Genomic DNA, 24614 nt, shown 5'->3' with positions numbered 1-24614 from the left:
CGGGATATCCCGCCTTTTTTCATTCGCCTGGCATCAACGCTGCGCCGCCAGCCGGGCGCGGATCTGTGACAATGATTCGTAACCAAACAGCTGGCCATCAAGGAAACGAGTGGTTAGCTCTCCCTGACCTTCTTGCTCCTGGCTTTGATCGTCATGCAGCCGTAGCTCGCCGCTGGCATCGCGCGCTACGCGTAACAGCCCGCGCGCAGAACGTTTCAGGCCGTTGTCGGTTTTTGGCTCCTTAAAGAGCGCTCTTCCTTCGCCATTCACTTCTCCCCAGGTGGCTTTCATCGCAAAGCCGAAAGTATCACGCGTATTGTACTGGTAGGTATATGAACCCACCCCGAATACCACGTTAGCGCTGGCAAAGCCTTTAGCTTCCAGGCGACGCAGGATCTCATCCGCTCTCGCAAGCGTAATAGAATCGCCATAAATCAGACCTACGTGGGGGTCCAGCACCTTATACCCCTTCTCGTTAATCGTCCCGCCAAAGATTTCCCACAGCACCTCAACCGAACCTTTCTCCTCGGCGCGACGATCGCTGCGGGTATCATCATCGGCGGCAGTGCCGCAGAGGATAGCCACCGGATCGCCGCTGTCCGGTCGGAATACCACACGTCCCTGGCGTTGCATAATGACGGCTTTCAGTTCGCGGGTATACTCGGTCAGTACCTGCCAGTAATCCCAGGTATCGGAAACAATAGAGACAAACCCCTGCGGGTGGACGTCAGCGATGAGCCGGCGAAAAGTTTCTATCTCCCGAGCCCGCTCGCCCATACACATCACGCTATGCTCGGTAGCGGGGATGCTGGCGCCGATCGTGTCTTCTTCACCCCGAGTATAGTAATCACGAGCGTAGAGCAGCGCAGGCAGGCTATCCGTCCCTTTAAAGCTAATCAGATGCCCGCTGCCAGACTGTGCGGCGTCATGTAGCCCGGACATGCCGCGAAACGAAAAGTCGTGGCATTGAAAATCCAGATGTGTCAGATCGCTACAGGTTTGCTCCGCCCAGCGTTCGCAGATCAGACGATAGTGATGCGCGATAGTGGCATTAGTCGACGTTTTCCACAGTTCTGCCGAAAGGACCGTCTCCAGATAGTTCACCAGCCAGAAAAACTGCGGCAGGGTATTGGTGATGGTTAAAACCGGTACCTTCATCGGCACTTTCGTGCCTTCATCCAGCGCTTTGATGTGCAGCGGCAGGTAGCCTAGCTGATGCAGCTCGCGGATATGATCTACCGCGACACTATCCCGTCCCAGGTAGCCGTCCATAACCTGCTTATACTCGCTGACCACTTCCTCTTCCGGACGAGCGAAAAAGCCCTCGTTAAACAGATCGATGAGGAACCACTGTAAAAAACCCTGTAAGCCGAAGAATACCAACTTGCCATCCGCTAGCGGCGACTGAAAGAAACGGTCGCCGCGCGGCGTAAAATTCGAATAGACCTTAGTCGTCCCCTGTGGATACTGAACGCGATGGGAAACTTTATAACCATCGATAGCCAGAATCGGATTCATTTTCATTTTGTTATCCCCAATAAGCGCGGTAAATGGTTTCAATATCAATCAGTTCCAGCTGTGGATGGACTAAAGCCGCAGAGGCATAAGAGGTGGTGGAGTAAATAGCATCGATGCCATTATTCAATAGATGCGTAATGCCTTTAGAAAAGACGCCATGCGTCACGTACAGGCTAACGCTACGCGCGCCGGCGTCACGCAGGACCTGCGCCGAGCCGATAAACGTTCCACCGGCATCGCAAAGATCATCAACGATCAGTACCGCTTTACCCGCCACCTCTCCGGCCAGCAGCGAAAAGCCTGTTAACGCGCCGCTAGCGACATCTCGCTCCTTACTGAGGATCGCAAACTCGCTGGCGCCACAGGCTTTAGCGACATACTGAATTTTCTTTAACGCTCCAGCATCCGGCGCCACCAGCATTAACTTCCCGGCGGCGATGGCACGTCGCAGATGGGAGTTCTGCAACATGCACTGTTGTTGGCTAATCGCGACCAGGTTGTTTACCGCCGCCGCCGCGGCCTCACTATGCGGGTCGAGGACTACAATTTTGTCGAATCCCAGTGTATTCAGCTGCTGTGCAAAAACTTTCAGCGCAAAGCTGTCGCCTGGCACCATATGGCGATCCTGGCGCGCCCACGGCAGCCATGGCAGCTCCAGATGGCTGAAGGCGACATCGGTCACATGGCGAACGGCCTCCACCAACTGGGCCAGCAGCATAAAATCATTCATATCACGTAGCGCGACCGCCCGAATGCGCATTAACGCGGCGGAGGCCGGCAGCTCACCGGTCACTTTCAGCCAGCCTGCGCCATCAGGGAAGACGCCGCTGGCAAGGGTTACCGCTGTATCGTCCAGCAAAAGTGTGAATTTTTCGCTCATGATGGCCTCCTCGCCTAAATTATGTCTCTTGGACACAATTGATAATGTCCTTAAGACACTATTCATGCAAGCATTAAATATCGTTCCGCGACGAAAAAGAATTAACCCATTGAAAGATAGAAGGAAAAAATAGCCACTTGCCGCTCTGAAGGGGGCTGGTACACTTGTCGGCGTTCTTATTGCGCAGCGAGCATGTTATGACCACCGACGCCGATTACCTCAACCACTACGACGCCAGCCGTTTTCCTTCACCGCTGGTGACCGTCGACAGCGTGCTGTTTACCCTTCATCAGGGAGCGCTGTGCGTACTGTTGGTTGAACGCGCGAATCCGCCACAGCAAGGCGCATGGGGGCTGCCCGGCGGATTTATCGATACGGGCCACGATGAGTCCACCCGCACTACGGCGCTGCGGAAGCTGACGGAAAAAACCGGCATTTCCCCTTCATGGCTGGAGCAGTTCGGTACCTTTTCCGGACCGGACCGCGATCCGCGCGGTTGGAGCCTGACCGTTGCCTGGTTCGCGCTAATCGCCTGGGTCGATTGTCAGCCGCATATCGCCAGCGTCAGCGACGCCCGCTGGGTGCCGGTCCAGCAGCTTGATGAGTATCACCTTGCCTTCGATCATCGGCAGATAGTCAGCGCCGCGCTGGAGCGCCTGCGCCAGAAAACGATGTATTCGTTATTGCCTGTTTACTGTTTGGGGGATACCTTTACCCACGGCCAGTTGCAGGAAGCGACCGAAATCATCCTCGGCCAGCCGATTCAGCGTAAAAGCCTAATCCGCCGTTTTGAGGCCTCCGGCATGTTCGAAGAAACCGGAGAAACGCTGGCGACAGGGGCGCGAAAGGCGCGATTGTGGCGGCTCAAGCCCGGTGCGGATATCCACCTCTTCTCGCGCAATCTGCTTGCCGATTAGCCGCAAGACCACATATTGGCTAACCGCCCACTTTTATGCGCGGTATAGTGTTCTAAAAGTTTCTTAATAATCCTGGTACTATGGTTGAAATAACCCCGACAGCAGTGACGCCCCCCGATAACGATTCGCGCGAATTCCATCCGATGCGCGGCGTGGGCAATCGTCATCTGCAAACCATGCTGCCGCGGATCATCCGCCGCAAGCTCCGATTTACGCCGCACTGGCAGCGCCTTGAGCTGCCGGATGGCGATTTCGTCGATCTGGCCTGGAGCGAAGACCCTGCTGGCGCGCGCCACAAACCGCGGCTGGTGGTTTTTCACGGTCTGGAAGGCAGCCTGCATAGCCCTTACGCCCACGGTTTAATTCACGCCGCCATGCAGCGCGGCTGGCTCGGGGTGGTGATGCATTTTCGCGGCTGCAGCGGCGAGCCGAATCGCAACAGTCGTATTTATCACTCTGGCGAAACGGAAGACGGCACCTGGTTCCTGCACTGGTTGCGGCGTGAATTCGGCGCCGCGCCGACGGCGGCGGTAGGCTATTCGCTTGGCGGCAACATGCTGGGCTGTCTGCTGGCGAAAGAAGGCGACAATATTCCGCTCGATGCGGCCGTCATTGTCTCGGCGCCCTTTATGCTGGAAGCCTGCAGCTACCATATGGATAAAGGATTTTCGCGCGTCTATCAACGTTACCTGCTCAACCTGCTGAAAGCCAACGCCTCGCGCAAGCTGAAAGCCTATCCAGGCTCGCTGCCGGTGGATCTTCGCCAGCTCAAAAGCATGCGCCGCATCCGCGAATTCGACGACATGATCACCGCCAAAATCCACGGTTTCGCCGATGCGCTAGACTATTACCGACAGTGCAGCGCGATGCCGCGCTTAAGCGATATCACCAAGCCGACGCTGATCATTCACGCAAAAGACGATCCATTTATGGACCATCATTCAATACCGCCGCAGGAACAGCTGCCGGCTAACGTCGAATATCAGCTCACGGAACAAGGCGGCCACGTTGGCTTTGTCGGCGGTACGCTGCGAAAACCGCAAATGTGGCTGGAGCAACGTATTCCGGATTGGTTAACCCGCTGGCTGGGAGGACAAGCATGATTATTCCCTGGCAGGATCTCGATCCCGAAACGCTGGATAATCTGATTGAAAGCTTTGTGTTGCGCGAAGGCACCGATTATGGTGAACATGAACGTTCGCTTGCCGATAAAGTCGCCGATGTAAAACAGCAGCTTAAAACCGGGGAGGCCGTACTGGTGTGGTCAGAACTGCACGAGACGGTCAACATCATGCCCCGCAAGATGTTTAACGGCTAAGCGCCATGCCCCTCTAACCGCGAGAGCCTGGCGCGATACGGCGACACACCATCACTTAATCAGGGAGTTGTTATGTCTGCCAAACATCCAGTGATCGCAGTCACGGGCTCCAGCGGCGCGGGCACCACCACCACCAGCCTCGCGTTTCGCAAAATTTTCTCGCAGCTGAACCTGCATGCCGCGGAGGTCGAAGGGGATAGCTTCCATCGCTATACTCGCCCGGAAATGGACATGGCGATCCGCAAAGCGCGCGATCAGGGCAAACACATCAGCTACTTCGGCCCGGAAGCCAACGACTTCAGCCTGCTTGAACGCACCTTTTTAGAGTACGGCGAATTCGGCAAGGGCCAGTCGCGAAAATATCTCCATACCTATGATGAAGCGGTTCCCTGGAATCAGGTTCCCGGCACCTTTACCCCGTGGCAGCCGCTGCCTGAACCGACCGACGTGCTGTTTTATGAGGGGCTGCACGGCGGCGTGGTGACGCCGCAGCATGACGTGGCGAAACATGTCGACCTGCTGGTCGGCGTGGTGCCGATCGTCAACCTTGAATGGATCCAGAAGCTCATTCGCGATACCAGCGAACGCGGCCATTCGCGCGAAGCGGTGATGGACTCGGTGGTACGTTCGATGGAAGACTATATCAATTTCATCACCCCCCAGTTCTCACGCACCCATATCAACTTCCAGCGCGTGCCGACGGTCGATACCTCGAATCCATTTGCCGCCAAAGGCATTCCATCGCTCGACGAAAGCTTCGTGGTGATTCACTTTCGCAATTTGCAGGGGATTGATTATCCCTGGCTGTTGGCGATGCTACAGGGGTCGTTTATCTCGCATATGAACACCCTGGTGGTGCCGGGCGGTAAGATGGGGCTGGCGATGGAGCTCATTATGGCGCCGCTGGTCGAGCGCTTGATGGAAGGCAAAACCATTAGTTAAGGGCAAAATAAAACCCCGGTCGCCGTGCTGCCGGGGTTAGCGTCCCGCTACGTCAATTCGTCTCAGGCTTCGATGACTTCGTAAGAGTGGGTGATGTTGACCGCCTTTTCCAGCATCAGCGCCACCGAGCAGTACTTCTCCGCGGATAAATCCACCGCCCGGGACACCGCCGCATCCTTCAGCTCTTTACCGGTGACGATAAAGTGCAGATTGATATGGGTGAACAGGCGCGGCGCCTCTTCACGGCGTTCAGAGGTCAGCTTCACTTCGCAGTTGGTGACGTTTTGACGCCCTTTTTGCAGGATAGACACCACGTCAATTGCGCTACAGCCGCCCGCCGCCATTAACACCATTTCCATCGGGCTGGGCGCTTTGTCCCCGGAGTTGCCATCCATTAAAATCTGGTGGCCGGAGGCCGACTCACCGATGAAGGTTAGACCTTCCACCCATTTCACACGCGCTTGCATAAAATTTAACTCCGCTGTTGCAATTTTCCTGACAGATTACGCGCACATAACAAATCTCGCAACGGAAGGCGACCTGGGTCATGCTGAAGCGAGACACCAGGAGACATGCGGTGAAAGCTATGCTAAAACAGTCTGGATGCTACAGTAATACATTGATGTACCGCATGTATGCTGAGGAGTTCACATTACAGGCTGCATAAATTGAGCAGCCAGCTTCCCAGGCATAGGGAAAAATACGATTGCATGCCCGGATGCCGTGTAGTGTCGGCGTCCGGAGATAGCTTATAACAGAGGATAACCGCGCATGGTGCTTGGCAAACCGCAAACAGACCCTACCCTTGAATGGTTCTTGTCTCATTGCCACATTCATAAGTACCCATCAAAGAGCACGCTGATTCACCAGGGTGAGAAAGCGGAAACGCTTTACTACATCGTAAAAGGCTCCGTGGCTGTACTCATCAAGGATGAAGAAGGTAAAGAGATGATCCTCTCTTACCTCAACCAGGGCGATTTCATCGGTGAATTAGGCCTGTTTGAAGAAGGTCAGGAACGTAGTGCCTGGGTACGTGCGAAAACCGCATGTGAAGTGGCCGAGATCTCTTACAAAAAATTCCGTCAGTTAATCCAGGTGAACCCGGACATCCTGATGCGCCTCTCCTCGCAGATGGCGCGTCGTCTGCAGGTCACTTCCGAGAAAGTCGGTAACCTTGCTTTCCTCGACGTGACGGGCCGTATCGCTCAGACCTTACTGAATCTGGCGAAACAGCCTGATGCCATGACTCACCCGGACGGGATGCAGATCAAAATCACCCGCCAGGAAATTGGCCAGATCGTCGGTTGCTCTCGTGAAACCGTCGGCCGTATTCTGAAGATGCTGGAAGATCAAAACCTGATCTCGGCACACGGTAAAACTATCGTCGTCTACGGTACCCGTTAAGTCGCTAAACGGCGTATTGCTCCGCGCAGTACGCCGTTTTTGTTTCTCCCATGTGGCGCAGGCTGATTTACCACCCGGAAGTCAACTATGCACTGCGGCAAACGCTGGTGCTGTGTCTACCTGTGGCCATCGGGCTTCTGCTCGGCCATCTGCAGCAAGGGCTGCTGTTCTCTTTAGTTCCCGCCTGTTGCAATATTGCCGGTCTCGACACCCCGCATAAACGTTTTTTCAAACGCCTGATCGTTGGCGGCTGCCTGTTTGCCGGCAGCAGCCTGATTGTGCAATTGCTTCTGGCGCGCGACATCCCGTTGCCGCTTATCCTCAGCGCGCTGGCGCTGATTCTCGGCGTGACGGCGGAAATCAGCTCGCTACACGCTCGCCTGTTGCCGGCATCGCTTATCGCCGCCATTTTTACCTTAAGCCTGGCCGGCAATATGCCCATCTGGGAGCCGCTGCTTATCTATGCGCTGGGAACCTTGTGGTACGGACTCTTTAACTGGTTCTGGTTTTGGCTCTGGCGAGAGCAGCCGCTGCGCGAGTCGTTAAGCCTGCTTTACCGCGAACTGGCTAACTATTGCGAGGCCAAATATAGCCTCCTGACGCAGCACACTGATCCGACGACCTCCCTGCCGCCGCTGCTTACCCGCCAGCAGAAGGTAGTCGATTTAATTACCCAGTGCTATCAGCAGATGCATATGTTAGCCGCCAACCAGCGTAGCGATCATAAGCGACTGCTGCGCGCGTTCCAGGTTGGGCTGGATCTGCAGGAACATATTTCAGTGAGCCTGCACCAGCCGGAAGAGGTGCAAAAACTGGTGGAGCGCAGCCATGCGGAAGCGGTCATCCGCTGGAACGCGCAGACCGTCGCCGCTCGTCTGCGGGTGCTGGCGGATGATATTCTCTACCACCGCTACCCGCGCCGCTTTCAGATGGATAAGCAAATCGGCGCGCTGGAAAAAATCGCCTATCAGCATCCCGATAACCCAGTTGGCCAGTTCTGCGCCTGGCACTTCAGTCGTATCGCCCGCGTGCTACGTACTCAGCGCCCGCTGTACGCACGTAACCTGATGGCGGACAAAGAACGACGCCTGCCGCTGCTACCGGCCCTGAAGAACTACCTGTCATTGAAATCCCCGGCGCTGCGCAACGCCGCGCGCATCAGCGTAATGTTGAGCATCGCCAGCCTGATGGGCAGCGCCCTGCACCTGCCGAAGCCTTACTGGATCCTGATGACCGTGCTGTTCGTGACGCAAAACGGTTACGGCGCCACCCGCGTGCGGATTGTCCACCGGGCGGCAGGCACCCTGGCGGGCCTGGTGATCGCCTGGCTGACCTTACACTTCCACGTACCGGAGAGCTATACGTTAAGCGGTATGTTGTTCATCACGCTGCTGAGCTATCTCATCATTCGTAAACACTACGGCTGGGCGATGGTGGGCTTTACCGTCACCGCGGTATACACCCTGCAGTTGCTAACGCTTAACGGCGAGCAGTTCATCGTCGCCCGCTTTATCGATACCATCATTGGCTGTCTGATCGCCTTTGGCGGGATGGTCTGGCTATGGCCGCAATGGCAGAGCGGCCTGCTGCGTAAAAACGCCCACGATGCTCTGGAGGCCGATCAGGAGGCTATTCGGCTGATACTTAGCGCCGATCCGCAGGCCCCGGCGTTGGCCTACCAGCGTATGCGCGTCAACCAGGCGCACAACGCCCTGTATAACTCGCTTAACCAGGCGATGCAGGAACCGGGTTTTAACTCGCACTATCTGGAAGATATGAAGCTGTGGGTAACCCATAGCCAGTTTATCGTTGAGCATATCAACGCCATGACCACGCTGGCGCGCGAGCATACGATGCTAACGCCTGACCTGGCGCAGCGGTATCTGGAATCTTGTGAAATTGCGCTACAGCGCTGTCAGCAGCGTCTGGATTCAGACGGGCCGGGCAGCGCGGGCGATGTAAATATTATGGAATCCCAGGACGGGGAAGTGTTGCGTGGGCCGCTCAGCACCCTTGAGCAGCATCTGCAGCGGATCCTCGGCCATCTGAACACCATGCACACCATTTCGTCGGTGGCATGGCGTCAGCGTCCGCATCACGGCATCTGGCTACGCACGACTAGGCGCTAAGCACGTTTTTAACCGCCTGCGCAAAGCGCGCCATCCCTTCGGCGATATCGCTATCATCAATCACCAGCGACGGCACAAAGCGCATTACGTCCGGCCCGGCGTTTAACACCATCACCCCGGCCTCCGCCGCGGCATAGAGGAAATCGCGCGCGCGTCCATGATGCTGCGGCTTAAGCGCGGCGCCGATTAACAGCCCCATGCCGCGGATGTCGCTGAACAGATCAAACTGCGCATCGATCTGCTGCAGGTGTTCGACAAACAGCGCCCGTTTGGCATTCACGCCCTCCAGCACCTGCGGCGTGTTAATCAGGTTGAAAGCCGCGGTCGCCACCGCGCAGGCCAGCGGATTGCCGCCGTAGGTGGAGCCATGGGAACCGGCATGGAAGGCGCTGGCAATTTCATTGGTGGTCAACATCGCGCTAATCGGGAAACCGCCGCCGAGCGCTTTCGCGCTGGTCAGGATATCCGGGGTCACGCCGTAATGCATATAGGCGAACAGCGAACCGGTACGGCCCATACCGCACTGCACTTCATCAAATACCAGCAGCGCCTGATGCTGGTCGCACAGTTCGCGCAGCCCCTGCAGGAACGCCGGCGTCGCCGCCATTACCCCGCCCTCGCCCTGAATCGGCTCAACCACCACCGCGCAGGTATGGTCATCGATCACCGCTTTCACCGCCTCGAGATCGTTAAATGGGACATGCACGATATCTGCCGGTTTCGGCCCGAAACCGTCAGAGTATTTCGGCTGACCACCAACCGAGACGGTGAACAGCGACCGTCCGTGGAAGGCATTATGGAAAGCGATGATTTTGGTTTTGTACGGGCTATGGCGAGTGATTGCGTAATGACGCGCCAGCTTGAACGCCGTTTCATTGGCTTCCGTACCGGAGTTCATAAACACCACGCGTTCGGCAAAAGTAGCGTCCACCAGCTGGCGACCCAGGCGCAGCGCCGGCTCGTTGGTAAAAACGTTGCTGGTGTGCCACAGGGTTTCGCCCTGCTCGTGCAGCGCCGCCACCAGCGCCGGGTGGCAGTGGCCCAGCGCGGTCACCGCAATCCCGCCGGCAAAATCAACGTACTCTTTGCCCTGCTGATCCCAAACGCGGCTGCCTTTCCCCTTCACCGGAATAAACTCCGCCGGTGCATAAATCGGCAGAATGACTTCATCGAATGTGGCGCGGGTGATTGCCGGTTGCTCTGTTGCCATGTGATGCCCATCCTTCTGTGTAATGTGCAATGAATGCGATGTTTTAATCACAAAATATGCATAATAAATCAACTCATGGCAACTATAAATCAGCGTTTAAGGAAGTTTTCCAGCAGTTGGTGTCCCTGTTCGCTAAGAATACTCTCCGGGTGGAACTGCACGCCTTCGAGATCCCACTGGCGATGGCGGATACCCATGATTTCACCGCTGGCGCTGCGGGCGGTAACGATAAAATCCGCGGGAAGGGTTGGCGGGTCGATAACTAATGAATGGTAACGCGTAACGGTGAGCGGGTTGTTTAACCCCTTAAAAACGCCCTCGCCGTTGTGCTCAATAAGCGACGTTTTACCATGCATGACCTGCGCGGCGCGTACGATGGCGGCGCCGAAGACCTGGGCGATAGCCTGATGACCCAGACACACGCCGAGCAGCGGGGTTTTTCCGGCATAGCGGCGGATAACGTCCAGCGAAATACCTGACTCATCGGGCGTGCAGGGGCCCGGCGAAATAACGATTTTCTCCGGCGCCAGCGACGCTATCTCTGCCAGCGTTAACTCATCGTTACGCTTAACCAGCACCTCCGCCCCCAGTTCGCAAAAGTACTGGTACAGATTCCAGGTGAAAGAGTCATAGTTATCGATTAGCAGGATCATAGCGGCTCCGGAAAAAACAAAACCGGGCTATTCTACTCAGATTCCCGCGCTTCGCTTACCACTTTACGAAAGATACGCTCCAGCGGTTCCGGGTCGCCCATCGCGCCCAACTGGTTAGCCTGGCTCCACGCATCCGGCTCAATACCCCGCCAGTCGAGCAGGTAGCCGGCGTGAATGGCCAACTGTTCGAAGAAGATCCTTTGCGTCAGGCCGTTGCCAAGGCGGAACGGGTGCAGGACATTGATTTCGCCGTAGTACCAGCTCAGGCGTTCGACGAACGTCTCCCGGGGTTGTTCACACAGATAGTCCTCTTCTTCCAGCTTGCGCATCAGCGCGTTGCCCTCTTTCTCTATCCACGCGAAGTGGCAAAACGGCGTATCGCCCTGGTAGATATCGATTTCCCGCAGTTTGCCCGCCCAGTCAAAGAGATCCTGATAAAGTTGCCGGTGAATGGCGCACAGATGCGGTAAGCCGCGGCCGCGCGGGCCCAACGGGATCGTCGCCGCGCGCAGCGAAGTGAATTCCCATGCCGTTTGTTCCAGCCGCTGCGCCTGACGAATACCCAGCCGATTACGCAACACATCCAGCGTCGGATAGAGATAGGGGTCGCGATCGTCACCATATTTAGCGCTCATGACGCCTCCTCAGCTCGGCAAGACGCGCCAGCGCTTCCTCAGCCGTCAAGGTAACGAGCGGTACCGTCGCGCCTTCAAGGCGTCGGCTGGCCTGAAAATTGGCATTGCGGGTCTGTTCCCAGAGCCGGGATTTTTGTTTATCGGTGAGTAAACGCATGGTCGCCTCCCTTATCGTCCCCTGTGTGCCACAAGTATAAGCAGCAATTTCAGGTTACGCAGAGAGGCAAGCTGGGCGCAGGCGGACCGCCCGCGCCTGAAGAAGATTACGGCAGCACTTTCGCCGAGAGAATAACGACCGGTTTGGACGGAACATTTTGGTATGGGCCGACGTTGTGGGTCGGAACCTGAGAAATTTTGTCGGCGACGTCCATTCCCTTCACCACTTTACCAAATACCGCGTAGCCAAAATCACGCTGCCCGTGGTCGAGGAAAGCGTTATCAGCCACGTTGATGAAGAACTGGCTGGTCGCGCTGTCCTGATCGGCGGTACGCGCCATGGCGATTGTCCCGCGGGTATTACGCAGGCCGTTGTCGGCTTCGTTTTTAATCGGCGGGTTCGGCTGCTTTTGCTGCATCTGCTCGTTAAAGCCGCCGCCCTGCACCATAAAGCCTGGGATCACCCGGTGGAAGGTCGTGTTGTTATAGAAACCGCTGTTCACGTACTTCAGGAAGTTATCGACAGAAATCGGCGCCTTCTGGCTATTCAGCTCCAACTCGATGTTGCCAGCAGAAGTGGTCAGCAGTACGTGCGGGTCGCCCTTGGCCGCCATGGCGGGGGAGAATGCTGAAATGGCGAATACGGCAGCCATCGCCGCCAGAGTGGATTTGAGCATGGAAATTCCTTAACGGAGCAGAGTAAAAAGCAAGTGCCTTGATTCTAAAGAGCCTTTGCATAGCGGGCTAGCCTTTTACCTAATTTTACTTAGCTGAAACACTTGTTACGAACTGACTCAGGGGTGAGCAATCTTATTAATGTGATCAATGTCACACAAAACCATGCAATAAGCTCTACATTTCAATATAAACGTTTGCCTTCATCACTTGAATGAATAAAATCTGTGCGCCCGGCGCAGCGTCAACGCGCTTTACCTATCTATTCACAGGCCTGTCATGACTAACAGCAATCGTATCAAGCTCACATGGATCAGCTTTTTCTCCTACGCCCTGACCGGCGCGTTGGTGATCGTCACCGGGATGGTGATGGGGAACATCGCGGATTATTTCCATCTGCCGGTGTCCAGTATGAGTAACACCTTTACCTTCCTCAATGCCGGTATTCTGATTTCTATCTTCCTGAATGCCTGGCTGATGGAGATCGTGCCGCTGAAAACCCAGCTGCGCTTCGGCTTTATCCTGATGCTGTTAGCTATCGCCGGGCTGATGTTCGGCCACAGCCTGACGCTGTTCTCCGCGTCGATGTTCGTGCTCGGTCTGGTCAGCGGGATCACCATGTCGATCGGTACTTTCCTGATTACCCACATGTATGAAGGCCGCCAGCGCGGCGCGCGTCTGCTGTTCACCGACTCCTTCTTCAGCATGGCAGGGATGATCTTCCCGATGGTCGCCGCCGTTCTGCTAGCGCGCAGCATCGAGTGGTACTGGGTTTACGCCTGTATCGGCCTGGTCTACGTTGCTATTTTCGTGCTGACTTTCGGCTGTGAGTTCCCGGTGCTTGGCAACAAAGCGCTGGCGGAAAACAGCCAGCCGGTAGTGAAAGAGAAATGGGGCATCGGCGTGCTGTTCCTTTCCATCGCCGCGCTGTGCTACATCCTCGGCCAGTTGGGCTTTATCTCCTGGGTACCGGAATATGCCAAAGGCCTCGGCATGAGCCTCGGCGATGCCGGTAAGTTGGTCAGCGATTTCTGGATGTCCTATATGATCGGCATGTGGTCGTTCAGCTTCATCCTGCGCTTCTTCGACCTGCAGCGCATCCTGACCGTGCTGGCGGGCCTGGCGACAGTCCTGATGTATCTGTTCATTAACGGTTCGCCGGAGCATATGCCGTGGTTCATCCTGACCCTTGGCTTCTTCTCCAGCGCCATCTATACCTCGATCATTACTCTGGGCTCGCAGCAGACTAAAGTCGCTTCACCGAAGCTGGTGAACTTCATTCTGACCTGCGGCACTATCGGCACCATGCTGACCTTCGTGGTGACCGGGCCGATCGTCGCGGCCAGCGGCCCGCTGGCCGCGCTGCACACCGCGAACGGCCTCTATGCCGTGGTATTCGTGATGTGTCTGCTCCTTGGCTTCGTTTCCCGCCACCGTCAGAACGCGTCGGCGCACTAAGCCTTAGGCCCCTTTGCTTCGGCAAAGGGGCTATTTTTGGTAAAAAACAACTCCTCGCCACCTTTATCGGTCTGTATCCACGTCTGCGCCAGCTGCGTAGTCGCAATGACCCTTCCCTGACGAATTGACCACCGTACCGGCACCTGGCAGCGTACGGCTTCAAAACCGTTTTCCGCCGGCAAGATCACCAGATTGGCCGGGTTGCCGGTAGCAATGCCGTAATCATTGAGCCCAAAGGTTCTGGCGCTGTTGTGGGTAATCAGCTGCAGACTGTCGTTAATCTGCTGATAGCCCATCAACTGGCAAACGTGTAGCCCCATATGCAGCACCTGTAGCATGTTGCCGGTTCCCAACGGATACCATGGGTCGAACACATCATCGTGGCCAAAACAGACATTAATGCCGGCCGCCATCAGCTCCTTAACTCGCGTCACGCCGCGCCGCTTCGGGTAGTCATCAAAGCGCCCCTGCAGATGAATATTGACCAGCGGGTTGGCGACGAAGTTAATGCCCGAGAGTTTTAACAGGCGGAACAGCCGCGAGGTATAAGCGCCATTGTAGGAGTGCATCGCGGTCGTATGACTCGCGGTCACCCGTGGGCCGATTCCCTCTTTTAATGCCAGCGCGGCGACCGTTTCGACAAAGCGCGACTGTTCATCGTCAATTTCATCACAGTGGATATCCAGCGGACGCTGGTATTTCTGCGCCAGACGGAAAGCGATATGCAGCGATTCCACTCCGTATTCACGAGTAAATTCGAAATGCGGGATCGCCCCAACCACATCGGCGCCCAGCCGTAACGCCTCCTCCAGCAAACTCTCACCATTGGGGTAGGATAAAATCCCTTCCTGGGGGAAGGCGACTATCTGCAAATCGACCCACGGCGCTACCTCTTGTTTGACTTCCAGCATCGCTTTCAGCGCCGTCAGAGACGGGTCAGAAACATCGACATGGGTGCGGACAAACTGGATGCCGTTAGCGATTTGCCAGCGCAGGGTTTTCCACGCACGGGCTTTCACATCCTCATGGCTTAGCAGCGCTTTACGCTCCGCCCAACGCTCAATCCCTTCGAACAACGTTCCGGACTGGTTCCAGTTCGGTTCTCCCGCCGTCTGCGTGGTATCGAGATGAATGTGCGGTTCGATAAACGGCGGGATGGCCAATCCGCCGCGGGCGTTAAGCACTTCGTAGCTCTCGCTGCGCGCCTCTCCCATCGGCGTAATGTCGCCGAATCGCCCTTTATCAATCGCAATCTGCCACAGCCCTTCCTTCTTTGGCAGATGGACGTTCTGAATTAACCACAGTGGCGTTGTCGACATAGTTTGCCCCCCTGAATATTGCTTATTTCTTCCGCTGCCTTTGTACATAAAAAGAACAGAACGGAAAAGCCTGATTTTTCCATCACTTAGAAAAATCATTATAAATCATAAATATACCCATTAAGTGGTAGGTAAGTTCTAAATTGATTTGTATCAATGAGTGTAGTAGCTGAATCGTTAAGGTAGGCGGTAATAGAAAAGAAATCGAGGCAAAAATGAGCAAAGTCAGAATCGCTATTATCGGTAACGGCATGGTCGGCCATCGCTTTATCGAAGAGCTTCTTGATAAGGCGCCTGCCGGACAATTCGACATTACCGTGTTCTGTGAAGAGCCGCGTATCGCCTATGACCGTGTCCACCTGTCGTCTTACTTCTCCCATCACACTGCGGAAGAGCTGTCGCTGGTACGCGAAGGTTTCTATGAGAAACACGGCGTCAAGGTACTGGTCGGCGAACGCGCGATTACCATCAACCGTCAGGAAAAGGTGATCCACTCCAGCGCTGGCCGTACCGTTTTCTACGACAAGCTGATTATGGCGACTGGCTCATACCCGTGGATCCCGCCCATTAAAGGCGCGGAAACCCAGGATTGCTTCGTCTATCGTACTATTGAAGATCTTAACGCCATCGAATCCTGCGCCCGTCGCAGCAAACGCGGCGCGGTGGTCGGCGGCGGTCTGCTCGGCCTGGAAGCGGCTGGCGCGCTGAAAAATCTCGGCGTGGAAACCCACGTGATCGAGTTTGCGCCGATGCTGATGGCCGAGCAGCTCGACCAGATGGGCGGCGAGCAGCTGAAGCGTAAGATTGAAAGCATGGGCGTGAAGGTTCACACCAGCAAAAATACCAAAGAGATCGTTCAGCAGGGCACCGAGGCACGCAAAACGATGCGCTTCGCCGACGGTAGCGAACTGCAGGTCGATTTCATCGTCTTCTCTACCGGTATCCGTCCGCGCGACAAGCTGGCTACCCAGTGCGGTCTCGCCGTCGCCCAACGCGGCGGCATCATGGTCAACGATAGCTGCCAGACCTCCGATCCGGATATCTACGCTATCGGCGAATGCGCCAGCTGGAATAACCGCGTATACGGTCTTGTCGCCCCGGGCTACAAAATGGCGCAGGTTACCGTTGACCATATCCTCGGCAACGACAATCTGTTCACCGGCGCCGACCTCAGCGCCAAGCTGAAGCTGCTCGGCGTGGACGTTGGCGGTATCGGCGACGCCCACGGGCGCACGCCGGGCGCGCGTAGCTACGTCTATCTCGACGAAAGCAAAGAAGTCTACAAACGGCTCATTGTCAGCGAAGATAACAAAACCCTGCTTGGCGCGGTACTGGTCGGCGACACCAGCGATTACGGCAACCTGCTGCAGCTGGTGCTGAATGCCATCGAGCTGCCGGAAAACCCGGATTCGCTGATCCTCCCGGCCCACGCCGGCAGCGGCAAGCCATCGATCGGCGTGGATAAACTGCCGGACAGCGCGCAGATTTGTTCCTGCTTCGACGTCAGCAAAGGCGACCTGATCGCCGCTATCAATAAAGGCTGCCACACCGTGGCGGCGCTGAAAGCGGAAACCAAAGCCGGAACCGGCTGCGGCGGCTGTATTCCGCTGGTGACGCAGGTGCTCAACGCCGAGCTGGCGAAACAGGGTATCGAAGTGAACAACAATCTGTGTGAGCACTTCGCCTACTCTCGCCAGGAGCTGTTCCACCTGATCCGCGTCGAAGGCATCAAAACCTTCGACGAACTGCTGGAAAAACATGGTCAGGGCTACGGCTGTGAAGTCTGTAAGCCGACCGTCGGTTCCCTGCTGGCCTCCTGCTGGAATGAGTACATCCTCAAACCACAGCACACGCCGCTGCAGGACACCAACGATAACTTCCTCGCCAACATCCAGAAAGATGGCACCTACTCGGTTATCCCGCGCTCCGCAGGCGGCGAAATTACGCCAGAAGGCCTGGTTGCCGTCGGTCGCATCGCGCGCGAATTTAATCTGTATACCAAAATCACCGGCTCCCAGCGTATCGGCCTGTTCGGCGCGCAAAAAGACGATCTGCCGGAAATCTGGCGTCAACTGATTGAAGCCGGCTTCGAAACCGGCCATGCCTACGCCAAAGCGTTACGTATGGCGAAAACCTGCGTCGGCAGTACCTGGTGCCGCTACGGCGTCGGCGATAGCGTCGGCTTCGGCGTAGAACTGGAAAACCGCTATAAAGGTATCCGTACCCCGCACAAAATGAAGTTCGGCGTCTCCGGTTGTACCCGTGAATGCGCGGAAGCCCAGGGTAAAGACGTTGGGATCATCGCCACCGAGAAAGGCTGGAACCTGTACGTGTGCGGTAACGGCGGGATGAAACCACGCCACGCCGATCTGCTGGCCGCGGACCTCGATCGCGATACGCTCATCAAATATCTCGACCGCTTTATGATGTTCTACATCCGCACCGCCGATAAGCTTACCCGTACCGCGCCGTGGCTGGACAACATGGAAGGCGGTATCGACTATCTGCGCAGCGTCATCATCGACGATAAGCTGGGCCTGAACGATCACCTTGAAGAAGAGCTGGCTCGCCTGCGCGCCGCTTTTGCCTGCGAATGGACCGAGACCGTCAATAACCCGGCGGCGCAGACGCGCTTCAAACACTTTATCAACAGCGATCAGCGCGACCCGAACGTTCAGGTGGTGCCGGAACGTGACCAGCATCGCCCGGCCACGCCCTATGAGCGCATCCCGGTCACGCTGGTGGAGGAAAACGTATGAGCCAGTGGGTAAACATCTGCAAAATTGACGACATCCTGCCGGCGACCGGCGTCTGTGCGCTGCTGGGGCAACAGCAGGTAGCTATCTTCCGTCCGTACCATGACGACAGAGTGTTCGCCATCAGCAATATCGATCCGTTCTTCAATGCCAGCGTGCTGTCCCGCGGGATTATCGCTGAGCATGACGGCGCGCTGTGGGTTGCCAGCCCGTTGAAAAAGCAGCGCTTCCGTCTCAGCGACGGGCTGTGCATGGAAGATGAGAGCCACTCCATCGCCCACTACGAAGCCCGTGTTAAAGATGGCAAAGTGCAGCTGAAAGCCTGATGCCGCAAGGTTCCCTCCGCGCGGCGGGGGGAGCCATATCATCAGCTTATGACCACTAATAAGTAGAGGCGGCAAAATTCATATCTCCGTGATTCCCTCAGCTGCTATGCTACGACCGCACTCCCTTTCCCCCCTTGCCGTGAGGATCTGCCGTGGACCACTTACCTATTTTTTGCCAACTACGCGATCGCGACTGCTTGCTGGTCGGCGGCGGCGATGTCGCTGAACGCAAGGCGCGTCTGTTGCTCGACGCAGGCGCCCGGTTAACGGTGAACTCACGCCAGTTTACTCCGCAGTTTCAGGTGTGGGCCGAGGCGCAAATGCTGACGCTGGCGCAGGGCGATTTCAATCCTGCGCTGCTCGATAACTGCTGGCTGGCGATCGCCGCCACCGACGATGATGTCGTTAATCAGCAGGTCAGCGAGGCCGCTGAATCACGGCGTATTTTCTGCAACGTAGTGGATGCGCCCCGTCAGGCCAGCTTTATCATGCCGTCAATTATCGACCGCTCGCCGCTGATGGTCGCCGTGTCTTCCGGCGGTACCTCCCCGGTGCTGGCGCGCCTGCTGCGTGAAAAGCTCGAATCGCTGCTGCCGCTGCACCTCGGGCAAATCGCCCGCTATGCCGGGCAGTTGCGCTCAAGGGTGAAAAAACAGTTCGCTACCGTCGGCGAGCGCCGCCGCTTCTGGGAAAAACTGTTTGTTAACGATCGTCTCGCCCAATCGCTGGCGAACGATGATCGTCAGGCCGTTGCCGACACCACGGAACAGTTATTGAATGAGCCGCTGGAACATCGCGGCGAAGTGGTGCTGGTGGGCGCCGGTCCGGGCGATGCCGGGCTGCTCACCCTCAAGGGACTGCAGCAGATCCAGCAGGCCGATGTAGTGGTTTATGACCGACTGGTCTCCGACGACATTATGAACCTGGTGCGCCGTGACGCCGATCGGGTGTTTGTCGGCAAACGTGCAGGCTATCACTGCGTGCCGCAGGAGGAAATCAACCAAATCCTGCTGCGCGAAGCGCAAAGCGGCAAACGTGTTGTACGCCTGAAAGGCGGCGATCCGTTTATTTTTGGCCGCGGCGGCGAAGAGCTGGAGACCCTCTGCGCGGCAGGTATTCCGTTCTCGGTGGTGCCGGGGATCACCGCCGCCTCCGGCTGCTCGGCCTACTCCGGCATTCCGCTCACCCACCGCGATTTCGCCCAGGGCGTACGCCTGATCACCGGCCATCTGAAAACCGGTAGCGATCTCGACTGGCAAAATCTGGCGGCGGAAAAACAGACGCTGGTGTTCTATATGGGGCTAAACCAGGCGGCGGCGATCCGCGAAAAACTGATCGCCCACGGCATGGCGGCGGATATGCCGGCCGCTATCGTCGAAAACGGCACCGCGGTCAACCAGAAGGTCGTCACCGGCACTCTGGATCGGCTGGATATCATGGCGCAGCAGATGGCCAGCCCGGCGTTAATTATCGTGGGCCGCGTGGTGGCGCTACGCGACAAGCTGAACTGGTTTTCTCACCATTAAGCTAATGCGCTCTGACAAAGACAAAAAAACCGGGATAATCCCGGTTTTTTACCTTCAGCGAGCCTTATTACGGCTTAGCGACAAAGCCAATCGCTTCATATACCGCTTTCAGAGTCTTAGAAGCGTGCGCGCTGGCCTTCTCGGCGCCCTCTTTCATCACCTGATTAAGGAACGCTTCGTCGTTGCGGAAACGGTGATAGCGCTCCTGCAGCTCGGTCAGCATCCCGGAAACCGCTTCGGCGACTTCACCTTTCAGATGGCCGTACATTTTACCTTCAAAGTGCTGTTCCAGCTCCGGAATGCTCTGGCCGGTGACGGCGGAGAGAATATCCAGCAGGTTGGAAACGCCCGCTTTGTTTTGCACATCGTAACGGACAACCGGCGGCTCGTCGGAATCGGTCACCGCGCGTTTGATCTTCTTAACTACCGATTTCGGGTCTTCCAGCAGACCAATGACGTTGTTGCGGTTGTCATCGGACTTGGACATCTTCTTGGTCGGTTCCAGCAGCGACATGACGCGCGCGCCGGACTTAGGAATAAACGGCTCAGGCACTTTAAAGATATCGCCATAGATAGCGTTAAAGCGCTGCGCAACGTCGCGGCTCAGCTCAAGATGCTGTTTCTGATCTTCGCCTACCGGTACCTGGTTGGTCTGGTACAGCAGGATGTCAGCGGCCATCAGTACCGGGTAGTCAAACAGACCAGCGTTGATGTTCTCGGCGTAGCGCGCGGACTTGTCCTTAAACTGGGTCATGCGGCTCAGTTCGCCGAAATAGGTGTAGCAGTTGAGCGCCCAGCCCAGCTGTGCGTGTTCCGGCACGTGAGACTGGACGAAAATGGTGCTCTTTTGCGGATCGATACCGCAGGCCAGATACAGCGCCAGCGTATCCAGCGTTGCTTTACGCAGGTTCTGCGGATCCTGACGCACGGTGATCGCGTGCTGGTCAACGATGCAGTAAATACAGTGATAGTCATCCTGCATGTTTACCCATTGACGCAGCGCACCCATATAGTTGCCAATGGTCAATTCACCTGAGGGCTGTGCGCCACTAAAAACGATGGGCTTAGTCATTTTTTAATTCCTGAGTTTCACTGTACGGTAGCCCAAGAGCGGGCAAGAGTTCATTAAATTGGTCAAAGATAAAATCCGGCTCGCTCAGCGCTATCGGCTCGCCGTAGTTATAGCCGTAAGTCAGACCGATAGAGCGGCAACCTGCCGCTTTCGCCGCCTGAATATCATTGCGCGAATCCCCGACGAACAAGAGTTCGGCAGGCGTCAGAGAGAGCTTTTGCGCCACCAGCAGCAGCGGATCCGGATGCGGCTTTTTGTTCTTCACATCGTCGCCGCCGATCACCACGCTAAAGTATTTCGCGATATCCAGCGCCTCGAGCAAGGGCGCCACGAACGGCGTTGGTTTGTTGGTGACCAGCGCCAGCGGCAGGCCTTTGGCATGCAGCGCGCCGAGCGTATCGGCCACCGCCGGGAACAAGAAACTACCTTCTTCCGCCGCTTCGGCGTAATAGCGGTCGAACAGTTTACGCAAAACGCGTAGCTGTTCGTCTTGCGGTATATCATGATCGTCGACGGAAGGTTTCCCCATCGCCGCGCGTAACGTGGCGCGCTCCTGGCGAGCCCAGTTCAGCGCCCGCTCCATCAGGACGTCTGCGCCGTTGCCAATCCAGGTCACGACGCGTTCTTCACCTGCCACCGGCAGTTCCAGCGCATAAAGCGCGCTATCAACGGCGGCGGTTAGACCCGGCGCGCTATCGACCAGCGTACCGTCCAGGTCGAATGCCACGCCGCGGATGGCCTGTAATTTATCCATGACTAACCTTCGCTAATTCACTACGCATTTGATCAATAACTTTTTTGTAGTCCGGCTGGCCGAAGATCGCCGAACCCGCGACAAACATATCCGCACCGGCGGCGGCAATTTCACCAATATTGCTGGCTTTCACGCCGCCATCGACTTCAAGGCGAATGTCGTAACCGGATTGATCGATAAGCTGACGCACCTGACGCAGTTTTTCAAGGGTGTGCGGAATAAAGGACTGGCCGCCAAAGCCTGGGTTAACCGACATCAGCAGGATCACATCCAGCTTATCCATAACGTAATCGAGGTAACTCAGCGGCGTTGCCGGGTTGAATACCAGCCCCGCTTTACAGCCATGCTCTTTGATAAGCTGCAGGCTGCGGTCGACGTGTTCAGAGGCTTCCGGGTGGAAAGTGATAATGCTGGCGCCGGCTTCGGCAAAATCAGGAATGATGCGGTCGACCGGCTTTACCATCAGGTGCACATCGATCGGCGCGGTAATGCCGTAGTTGCGCAGCGACTTCAGTACCATCGGGCCAATCGTCAGATTCGGCACATAGTGGTTGTCCATGACGTCGAAGTGTACGACATCCGCACCCGCCGCCAGTGCCTTAGCGGTATCCTCGCCCAAACGGGCAAAATCAGCCGACAGAATCGAAGGGGCAATCAAATACTGCTTCATCCGCATCTCCTTGAAATTTATTTGGTCTTCGGTGGACGGTACAGCGCTAAGAGCTCGTCCACCTTTTTACGCGTACCACCATTGCTGCTGATGCTGCGCCGAACCTTCACAATATGCGTTTCCGCCGCGTTTTTATACCACTCCTGCGTCAGCGGCGTGCGGTGGTTTGAGATAAGCACCGGGATCCGCTTTTTCATCAACGATTCCGCCTTTTTCGCCAGCAGTACCTGCTGATCAAGGTTGAAGCTGTTGGTGTGGTAGGCGGTAAAATTCGCCGTCGCCGTCAGCGGCGCGTACGGCGGATCGCAATAGACCACCGCCCGGCTATCGGCGCGCTTCATACACTCTTCATAAGATTCGCAGTAAAACTCGGCGTTCTGCGCCTTGGCGGCGAAGTGATAGAGCTCAGCCTCGGGGAAATAGGGCTTTTTGTAGCGGCCAAACGGCACGTTGAACTCGCCGCGCAGGTTGTAGCGGCACAGGCCGTTGTAGCCATGACGATTCAGATACAGGAACAGCACCGCGCGACGCAGGGGATCCTGACTCTGGTTGAATTCATCACGGTACTGGTAGTAGCGCTCCGCGGCGTTATTTTCCGGCGTAAACATCTCACGTGCCGCGCTGACGTATTCGTCGGTGCGCAATTTGACGATGTTATACAGACCGATCAGATCGCTATTGATATCCGCGAGAATATAACGAGAAAAGTCGGTATTCAGGAATACCGACCCGGCGCCCACGAAGGGCTCAATCAAGCATTCACCTTCCGGCAAATGCTTTTTAATATCGTCAAGCAGGGGGTATTTCCCCCCTGCCCACTTCAGAAAAGCGCGATTCTTTTTCATGCTGCCTAACTAATTACACTTTCTCCGGCTGTGGAGAAATCGCTCCGACAGCATCCTGCGCTTAAGACTACTCGCGGCATTACTTCAGGTCAGCTTGTACCTGGTGCAGCGGTTTTGCCCATGGATTTTTCGCCTGAACATCCGCAGGGAGCGTGGCGACAGCACGTTTCGCTTCATCTTTTGAAGCGTAGATGCCGCTAACCAGCACATACCACGGTTGACCGTTGCGAGTCGTCTCATAGACAACATATTTTTCCAGCTTCTCTTTCTTCGCCCAGTTATTCAGGTTGTTGTAGTTAGAGGAGCTGCTGAGCTGCAACGTATAGTTGCCAGACGGCGCAGACTTCATCGAACCAACATCGCCAGCCGTTTTGCTGCCAGCCGCTGCGGTCGCCGCAGGCGCGGTGGCCGCCGGGGTGGAGGTCGTTGCGGCAGGCGCAGTCGCGGTAGCCGTTGGCGCGGTTGTCGCAGCCGGTTTAGTCTGCGCAGTGGCGACAGGCTTGCTGGCGGTAGCCGCCGGCGCGCTCTCTACGCGCTTAGGCTTAGTTTCAACCGGCGCTTTGGCGGTCGCCTGCGGCTTGCTTTGCGGTTTCGGTTCAATCACCACCTGTTTACGCTCGGCAGGACGCGGCGCGGCGGCCGTCTGGCGTTCGGTCGTTTGACGCGGCGCGGCGCCATTACGCATCGGCGCAACGGTCGCAGGTTCGGTCGGTAAGGTGGAGTTAGCAACAGCGCTATCCAGTTGACCCTGCTGTTGAGTCAGCGCATTGTTCAGGTCGCCCTGAACTTCCACACGCTGCTGGCCCTGCGGCTCGGAGGCGGGTTGACCCTGAGTCGGATTAGAGGCGATCGGCGGCAGAGAAACGTCCTGCGACTGTTGTTGGTTGGTGTTGCCCGCAGTTTGATCGACCGGCTGCGCGGCATTGTTGTTCTGGTCAGCGGTCATGCTTTGATCGCCTGACAGATTAACGCTCTTTTCACCAGAAGCGGATTCATTGGAAGAAGATGGCGATTTCAGCGCCGAACCCACGCCGACAATCAGCAGCAGGAGTACCAGCACCCCGACGCCCATCATGACATACTGGCGGGAAGCCGGTTTAGCAGGGGCCTTTTTGCGTTTACGCGGGCGGCGTTCAACCTGCTGCTCTTCTTCTACTTCTTCTTCGGACTCGAGGTCCTCTTCGTACTCTTCTTCATCGCGTTCACGACGGGCTTTGTTCGCGCGCGTCGGACGGCCTTCATCGGCCTCAAGATCGAGATCGTCGAAATTGATCTGCGGATCGGCGTCACGCTCGGAAGACTGACGGGAACGACCAGCACGACGATCGTTGCGATCGGCTTTCATATCGTCTTCTGGTTTGAAATCATCCATTTAACACCCCACTAAAAGGCTTATGCTCACGATTATTGCATGTTGCCCGAAATGATAACGCCGCGCGGACGCGGCTAGA

At 56.5% G+C, this 24614-nt stretch carries 24 protein-coding genes; 10 read left to right on the top strand and 14 right to left on the bottom strand.

What is annotated here, in order from left to right:
• Positions 1-33: 33 nt before the first annotated feature.
• A complete protein-coding gene (locus AC2CGP_RS09180; protein WP_042893925.1) occupies positions 34-1524 on the bottom strand; it encodes a nicotinate phosphoribosyltransferase in 1491 nt (496 codons plus the stop codon).
• Between the two features lie 4 nt (positions 1525-1528).
• The gene (gene prs / locus AC2CGP_RS09175; RefSeq protein ID WP_046883946.1) at positions 1529-2398 is read right to left on the bottom strand and encodes a ribose-phosphate diphosphokinase; all 870 of its coding nucleotides are present in this window, start codon (positions 2396-2398) and stop codon (positions 1529-1531) included.
• 197 nt (positions 2399-2595) lie between these two features.
• Between prs and AC2CGP_RS09170 the strand changes: the two genes are divergently transcribed.
• The 4 genes from AC2CGP_RS09170 (at position 2596) to AC2CGP_RS09155 (ending at position 5575) form a co-directional block, all read left to right on the top strand.
• A complete protein-coding gene (locus AC2CGP_RS09170) occupies positions 2596-3315 on the top strand; it encodes an NUDIX hydrolase (protein WP_108684469.1) in 720 nt (239 codons plus the stop codon).
• An 80-nt stretch (positions 3316-3395) separates the two neighbouring features.
• The gene (locus AC2CGP_RS09165) at positions 3396-4418 is read left to right on the top strand and encodes a hydrolase (RefSeq protein WP_015703647.1); all 1023 of its coding nucleotides are present in this window, start codon (positions 3396-3398) and stop codon (positions 4416-4418) included.
• Positions 4415-4633: a YheU family protein gene (locus AC2CGP_RS09160; RefSeq protein ID WP_015369405.1), complete on the top strand. Its 219-nt coding sequence runs from the start codon at positions 4415-4417 to the stop codon at positions 4631-4633. Before AC2CGP_RS09165 ends, AC2CGP_RS09160 begins: the two co-directional genes overlap by 4 nt.
• A gap of 72 nt (positions 4634-4705) precedes the next feature.
• Entirely contained in the window at positions 4706-5575 is an 870-nt protein-coding gene (locus AC2CGP_RS09155; protein ID WP_015369404.1) for a phosphoribulokinase, read from the top strand.
• 62 nt (positions 5576-5637) lie between these two features.
• Here AC2CGP_RS09155 and AC2CGP_RS09150 read toward each other — a convergent pair whose 3' ends face one another.
• Positions 5638-6042, bottom strand: coding sequence for an OsmC family protein (locus AC2CGP_RS09150; RefSeq protein ID WP_015703648.1), 405 nt, complete (start codon positions 6040-6042; stop codon positions 5638-5640).
• Between the two features lie 304 nt (positions 6043-6346).
• Here AC2CGP_RS09150 and crp point away from each other — a divergent pair, with 304 nt between their 5' ends.
• Complete coding sequence (gene crp / locus AC2CGP_RS09145; protein ID WP_000242758.1) at positions 6347-6979, top strand: cAMP-activated global transcriptional regulator CRP; 633 nt, start codon at positions 6347-6349, stop codon at positions 6977-6979.
• Positions 6980-7029: 50 nt separating this feature from the next.
• Positions 7030-9108, top strand: coding sequence for a YccS/YhfK family putative transporter (locus tag AC2CGP_RS09140; RefSeq protein WP_015369402.1), 2079 nt, complete (start codon positions 7030-7032; stop codon positions 9106-9108).
• On the opposite strand, the gene argD is transcribed toward AC2CGP_RS09140, so the two are convergent.
• The 5 genes from argD to ppiA form a co-directional block, all read right to left on the bottom strand.
• The gene (gene argD / locus AC2CGP_RS09135; protein WP_045364989.1) at positions 9098-10318 is read right to left on the bottom strand and encodes a bifunctional acetylornithine/succinyldiaminopimelate transaminase; all 1221 of its coding nucleotides are present in this window, start codon (positions 10316-10318) and stop codon (positions 9098-9100) included. The two genes, AC2CGP_RS09140 and argD, sit on opposite strands and share 11 nt — an antisense overlap.
• Before the next feature lie 89 nt (positions 10319-10407).
• Positions 10408-10971, bottom strand: a complete 564-nt coding sequence (gene pabA, locus AC2CGP_RS09130; RefSeq protein WP_015369400.1) for an aminodeoxychorismate synthase component 2 — start codon at positions 10969-10971, stop codon at positions 10408-10410.
• 32 nt (positions 10972-11003) lie between these two features.
• Positions 11004-11606 carry a putative adenosine monophosphate-protein transferase Fic gene (locus AC2CGP_RS09125; RefSeq protein ID WP_032713183.1) on the bottom strand — a complete coding sequence of 201 codons (603 nt, stop codon included), beginning with the start codon at positions 11604-11606 and terminating at the stop codon, positions 11004-11006.
• A complete protein-coding gene (locus AC2CGP_RS09120) occupies positions 11596-11763 on the bottom strand; it encodes a YhfG family protein (RefSeq protein ID WP_015703650.1) in 168 nt (55 codons plus the stop codon). Before AC2CGP_RS09120 ends, AC2CGP_RS09125 begins: the two co-directional genes overlap by 11 nt.
• 106 nt (positions 11764-11869) lie before the next feature.
• Entirely contained in the window at positions 11870-12439 is a 570-nt protein-coding gene (gene ppiA / locus AC2CGP_RS09115) for a peptidylprolyl isomerase A (RefSeq protein ID WP_015369397.1), read from the bottom strand.
• Between the two features lie 277 nt (positions 12440-12716).
• On the opposite strand from ppiA, the gene tsgA reads away from it, so the two are divergent.
• The gene (gene tsgA, locus AC2CGP_RS09110) at positions 12717-13895 is read left to right on the top strand and encodes an MFS transporter TsgA (RefSeq protein ID WP_015369396.1); all 1179 of its coding nucleotides are present in this window, start codon (positions 12717-12719) and stop codon (positions 13893-13895) included.
• On the opposite strand, the gene AC2CGP_RS09105 is transcribed toward tsgA, so the two are convergent.
• On the bottom strand, positions 13892-15214 hold the full coding sequence (locus AC2CGP_RS09105) for a cytosine deaminase (protein ID WP_015703651.1): 1323 nt from the start codon (positions 15212-15214) through the stop codon (positions 13892-13894). The genes tsgA and AC2CGP_RS09105 overlap by 4 nt on opposite strands.
• A gap of 215 nt (positions 15215-15429) precedes the next feature.
• Between AC2CGP_RS09105 and nirB the strand changes: the two genes are divergently transcribed.
• The 3 genes from nirB to cysG all read left to right on the top strand — a co-directional run bounded on the left by nirB (position 15430) and on the right by cysG (position 19822).
• Complete coding sequence (nirB, locus tag AC2CGP_RS09100) at positions 15430-17973, top strand: nitrite reductase large subunit NirB (RefSeq protein ID WP_015369394.1); 2544 nt, start codon at positions 15430-15432, stop codon at positions 17971-17973.
• The gene (gene nirD / locus AC2CGP_RS09095; protein ID WP_015369393.1) at positions 17970-18296 is read left to right on the top strand and encodes a nitrite reductase small subunit NirD; all 327 of its coding nucleotides are present in this window, start codon (positions 17970-17972) and stop codon (positions 18294-18296) included. The genes nirB and nirD overlap by 4 nt, the downstream gene beginning before the upstream one ends.
• 152 nt (positions 18297-18448) lie before the next feature.
• A complete protein-coding gene (cysG, locus tag AC2CGP_RS09090) occupies positions 18449-19822 on the top strand; it encodes a siroheme synthase CysG (RefSeq protein WP_047077129.1) in 1374 nt (457 codons plus the stop codon).
• A gap of 67 nt (positions 19823-19889) precedes the next feature.
• On the opposite strand, the gene trpS is transcribed toward cysG, so the two are convergent.
• The 5 genes from trpS to damX form a co-directional block, all read right to left on the bottom strand.
• Positions 19890-20894, bottom strand: coding sequence for a tryptophan--tRNA ligase (gene trpS / locus AC2CGP_RS09085; protein WP_015369391.1), 1005 nt, complete (start codon positions 20892-20894; stop codon positions 19890-19892).
• Positions 20887-21648, bottom strand: a complete 762-nt coding sequence (gene gph / locus AC2CGP_RS09080) for a phosphoglycolate phosphatase (RefSeq protein WP_020077804.1) — start codon at positions 21646-21648, stop codon at positions 20887-20889. Before gph ends, trpS begins: the two co-directional genes overlap by 8 nt.
• Complete coding sequence (rpe, locus tag AC2CGP_RS09075; protein WP_015369389.1) at positions 21641-22318, bottom strand: ribulose-phosphate 3-epimerase; 678 nt, start codon at positions 22316-22318, stop codon at positions 21641-21643. Before rpe ends, gph begins: the two co-directional genes overlap by 8 nt.
• A gap of 17 nt (positions 22319-22335) precedes the next feature.
• A complete protein-coding gene (dam, locus tag AC2CGP_RS09070; RefSeq protein WP_015369388.1) occupies positions 22336-23163 on the bottom strand; it encodes an adenine-specific DNA-methyltransferase in 828 nt (275 codons plus the stop codon).
• 79 nt (positions 23164-23242) lie between these two features.
• Entirely contained in the window at positions 23243-24535 is a 1293-nt protein-coding gene (gene damX / locus AC2CGP_RS09065; RefSeq protein WP_032713181.1) for a cell division protein DamX, read from the bottom strand.
• Positions 24536-24614: the final 79 nt, after the last annotated feature.

The sequence above is a fragment of the Klebsiella sp. SYXHC3 genome (assembly GCF_057196925.1).
This window is presented reverse-complemented; position numbering and strand designations above follow the sequence as displayed.

Excerpts from the sequence above, each read along its gene's own strand:
- AC2CGP_RS09180 (WP_042893925.1), bottom strand. The coding sequence starts at position 1,524 with ATGAAAATGAATCCGATTCTGGCTATCGATGGTTATAAAGTTTCCCAT.
- prs (WP_046883946.1), bottom strand. The coding sequence starts at position 2,398 with ATGAGCGAAAAATTCACACTTTTGCTGGACGATACAGCGGTAACCCTT.
- AC2CGP_RS09170 (WP_108684469.1), top strand. The coding sequence starts at position 2,596 with ATGACCACCGACGCCGATTACCTCAACCACTACGACGCCAGCCGTTTT.
- AC2CGP_RS09165 (WP_015703647.1), top strand. The coding sequence starts at position 3,396 with ATGGTTGAAATAACCCCGACAGCAGTGACGCCCCCCGATAACGATTCG.
- AC2CGP_RS09160 (WP_015369405.1), top strand. The coding sequence starts at position 4,415 with ATGATTATTCCCTGGCAGGATCTCGATCCCGAAACGCTGGATAATCTG.
- AC2CGP_RS09155 (WP_015369404.1), top strand. The coding sequence starts at position 4,706 with ATGTCTGCCAAACATCCAGTGATCGCAGTCACGGGCTCCAGCGGCGCG.
- AC2CGP_RS09150 (WP_015703648.1), bottom strand. The coding sequence starts at position 6,042 with ATGCAAGCGCGTGTGAAATGGGTGGAAGGTCTAACCTTCATCGGTGAG.
- crp (WP_000242758.1), top strand. The coding sequence starts at position 6,347 with ATGGTGCTTGGCAAACCGCAAACAGACCCTACCCTTGAATGGTTCTTG.
- AC2CGP_RS09140 (WP_015369402.1), top strand. The coding sequence starts at position 7,030 with ATGTGGCGCAGGCTGATTTACCACCCGGAAGTCAACTATGCACTGCGG.
- argD (WP_045364989.1), bottom strand. The coding sequence starts at position 10,318 with ATGGCAACAGAGCAACCGGCAATCACCCGCGCCACATTCGATGAAGTC.
- pabA (WP_015369400.1), bottom strand. The coding sequence starts at position 10,971 with ATGATCCTGCTAATCGATAACTATGACTCTTTCACCTGGAATCTGTAC.
- AC2CGP_RS09125 (WP_032713183.1), bottom strand. The coding sequence starts at position 11,606 with ATGAGCGCTAAATATGGTGACGATCGCGACCCCTATCTCTATCCGACG.
- AC2CGP_RS09120 (WP_015703650.1), bottom strand. The coding sequence starts at position 11,763 with ATGCGTTTACTCACCGATAAACAAAAATCCCGGCTCTGGGAACAGACC.
- ppiA (WP_015369397.1), bottom strand. The coding sequence starts at position 12,439 with ATGCTCAAATCCACTCTGGCGGCGATGGCTGCCGTATTCGCCATTTCA.
- tsgA (WP_015369396.1), top strand. The coding sequence starts at position 12,717 with ATGACTAACAGCAATCGTATCAAGCTCACATGGATCAGCTTTTTCTCC.
- AC2CGP_RS09105 (WP_015703651.1), bottom strand. The coding sequence starts at position 15,214 with ATGTCGACAACGCCACTGTGGTTAATTCAGAACGTCCATCTGCCAAAG.
- nirB (WP_015369394.1), top strand. The coding sequence starts at position 15,430 with ATGAGCAAAGTCAGAATCGCTATTATCGGTAACGGCATGGTCGGCCAT.
- nirD (WP_015369393.1), top strand. The coding sequence starts at position 17,970 with ATGAGCCAGTGGGTAAACATCTGCAAAATTGACGACATCCTGCCGGCG.
- trpS (WP_015369391.1), bottom strand. The coding sequence starts at position 20,894 with ATGACTAAGCCCATCGTTTTTAGTGGCGCACAGCCCTCAGGTGAATTG.
- gph (WP_020077804.1), bottom strand. The coding sequence starts at position 21,648 with ATGGATAAATTACAGGCCATCCGCGGCGTGGCATTCGACCTGGACGGT.
- rpe (WP_015369389.1), bottom strand. The coding sequence starts at position 22,318 with ATGAAGCAGTATTTGATTGCCCCTTCGATTCTGTCGGCTGATTTTGCC.
- dam (WP_015369388.1), bottom strand. The coding sequence starts at position 23,163 with ATGAAAAAGAATCGCGCTTTTCTGAAGTGGGCAGGGGGGAAATACCCC.
- damX (WP_032713181.1), bottom strand. The coding sequence starts at position 24,535 with ATGGATGATTTCAAACCAGAAGACGATATGAAAGCCGATCGCAACGAT.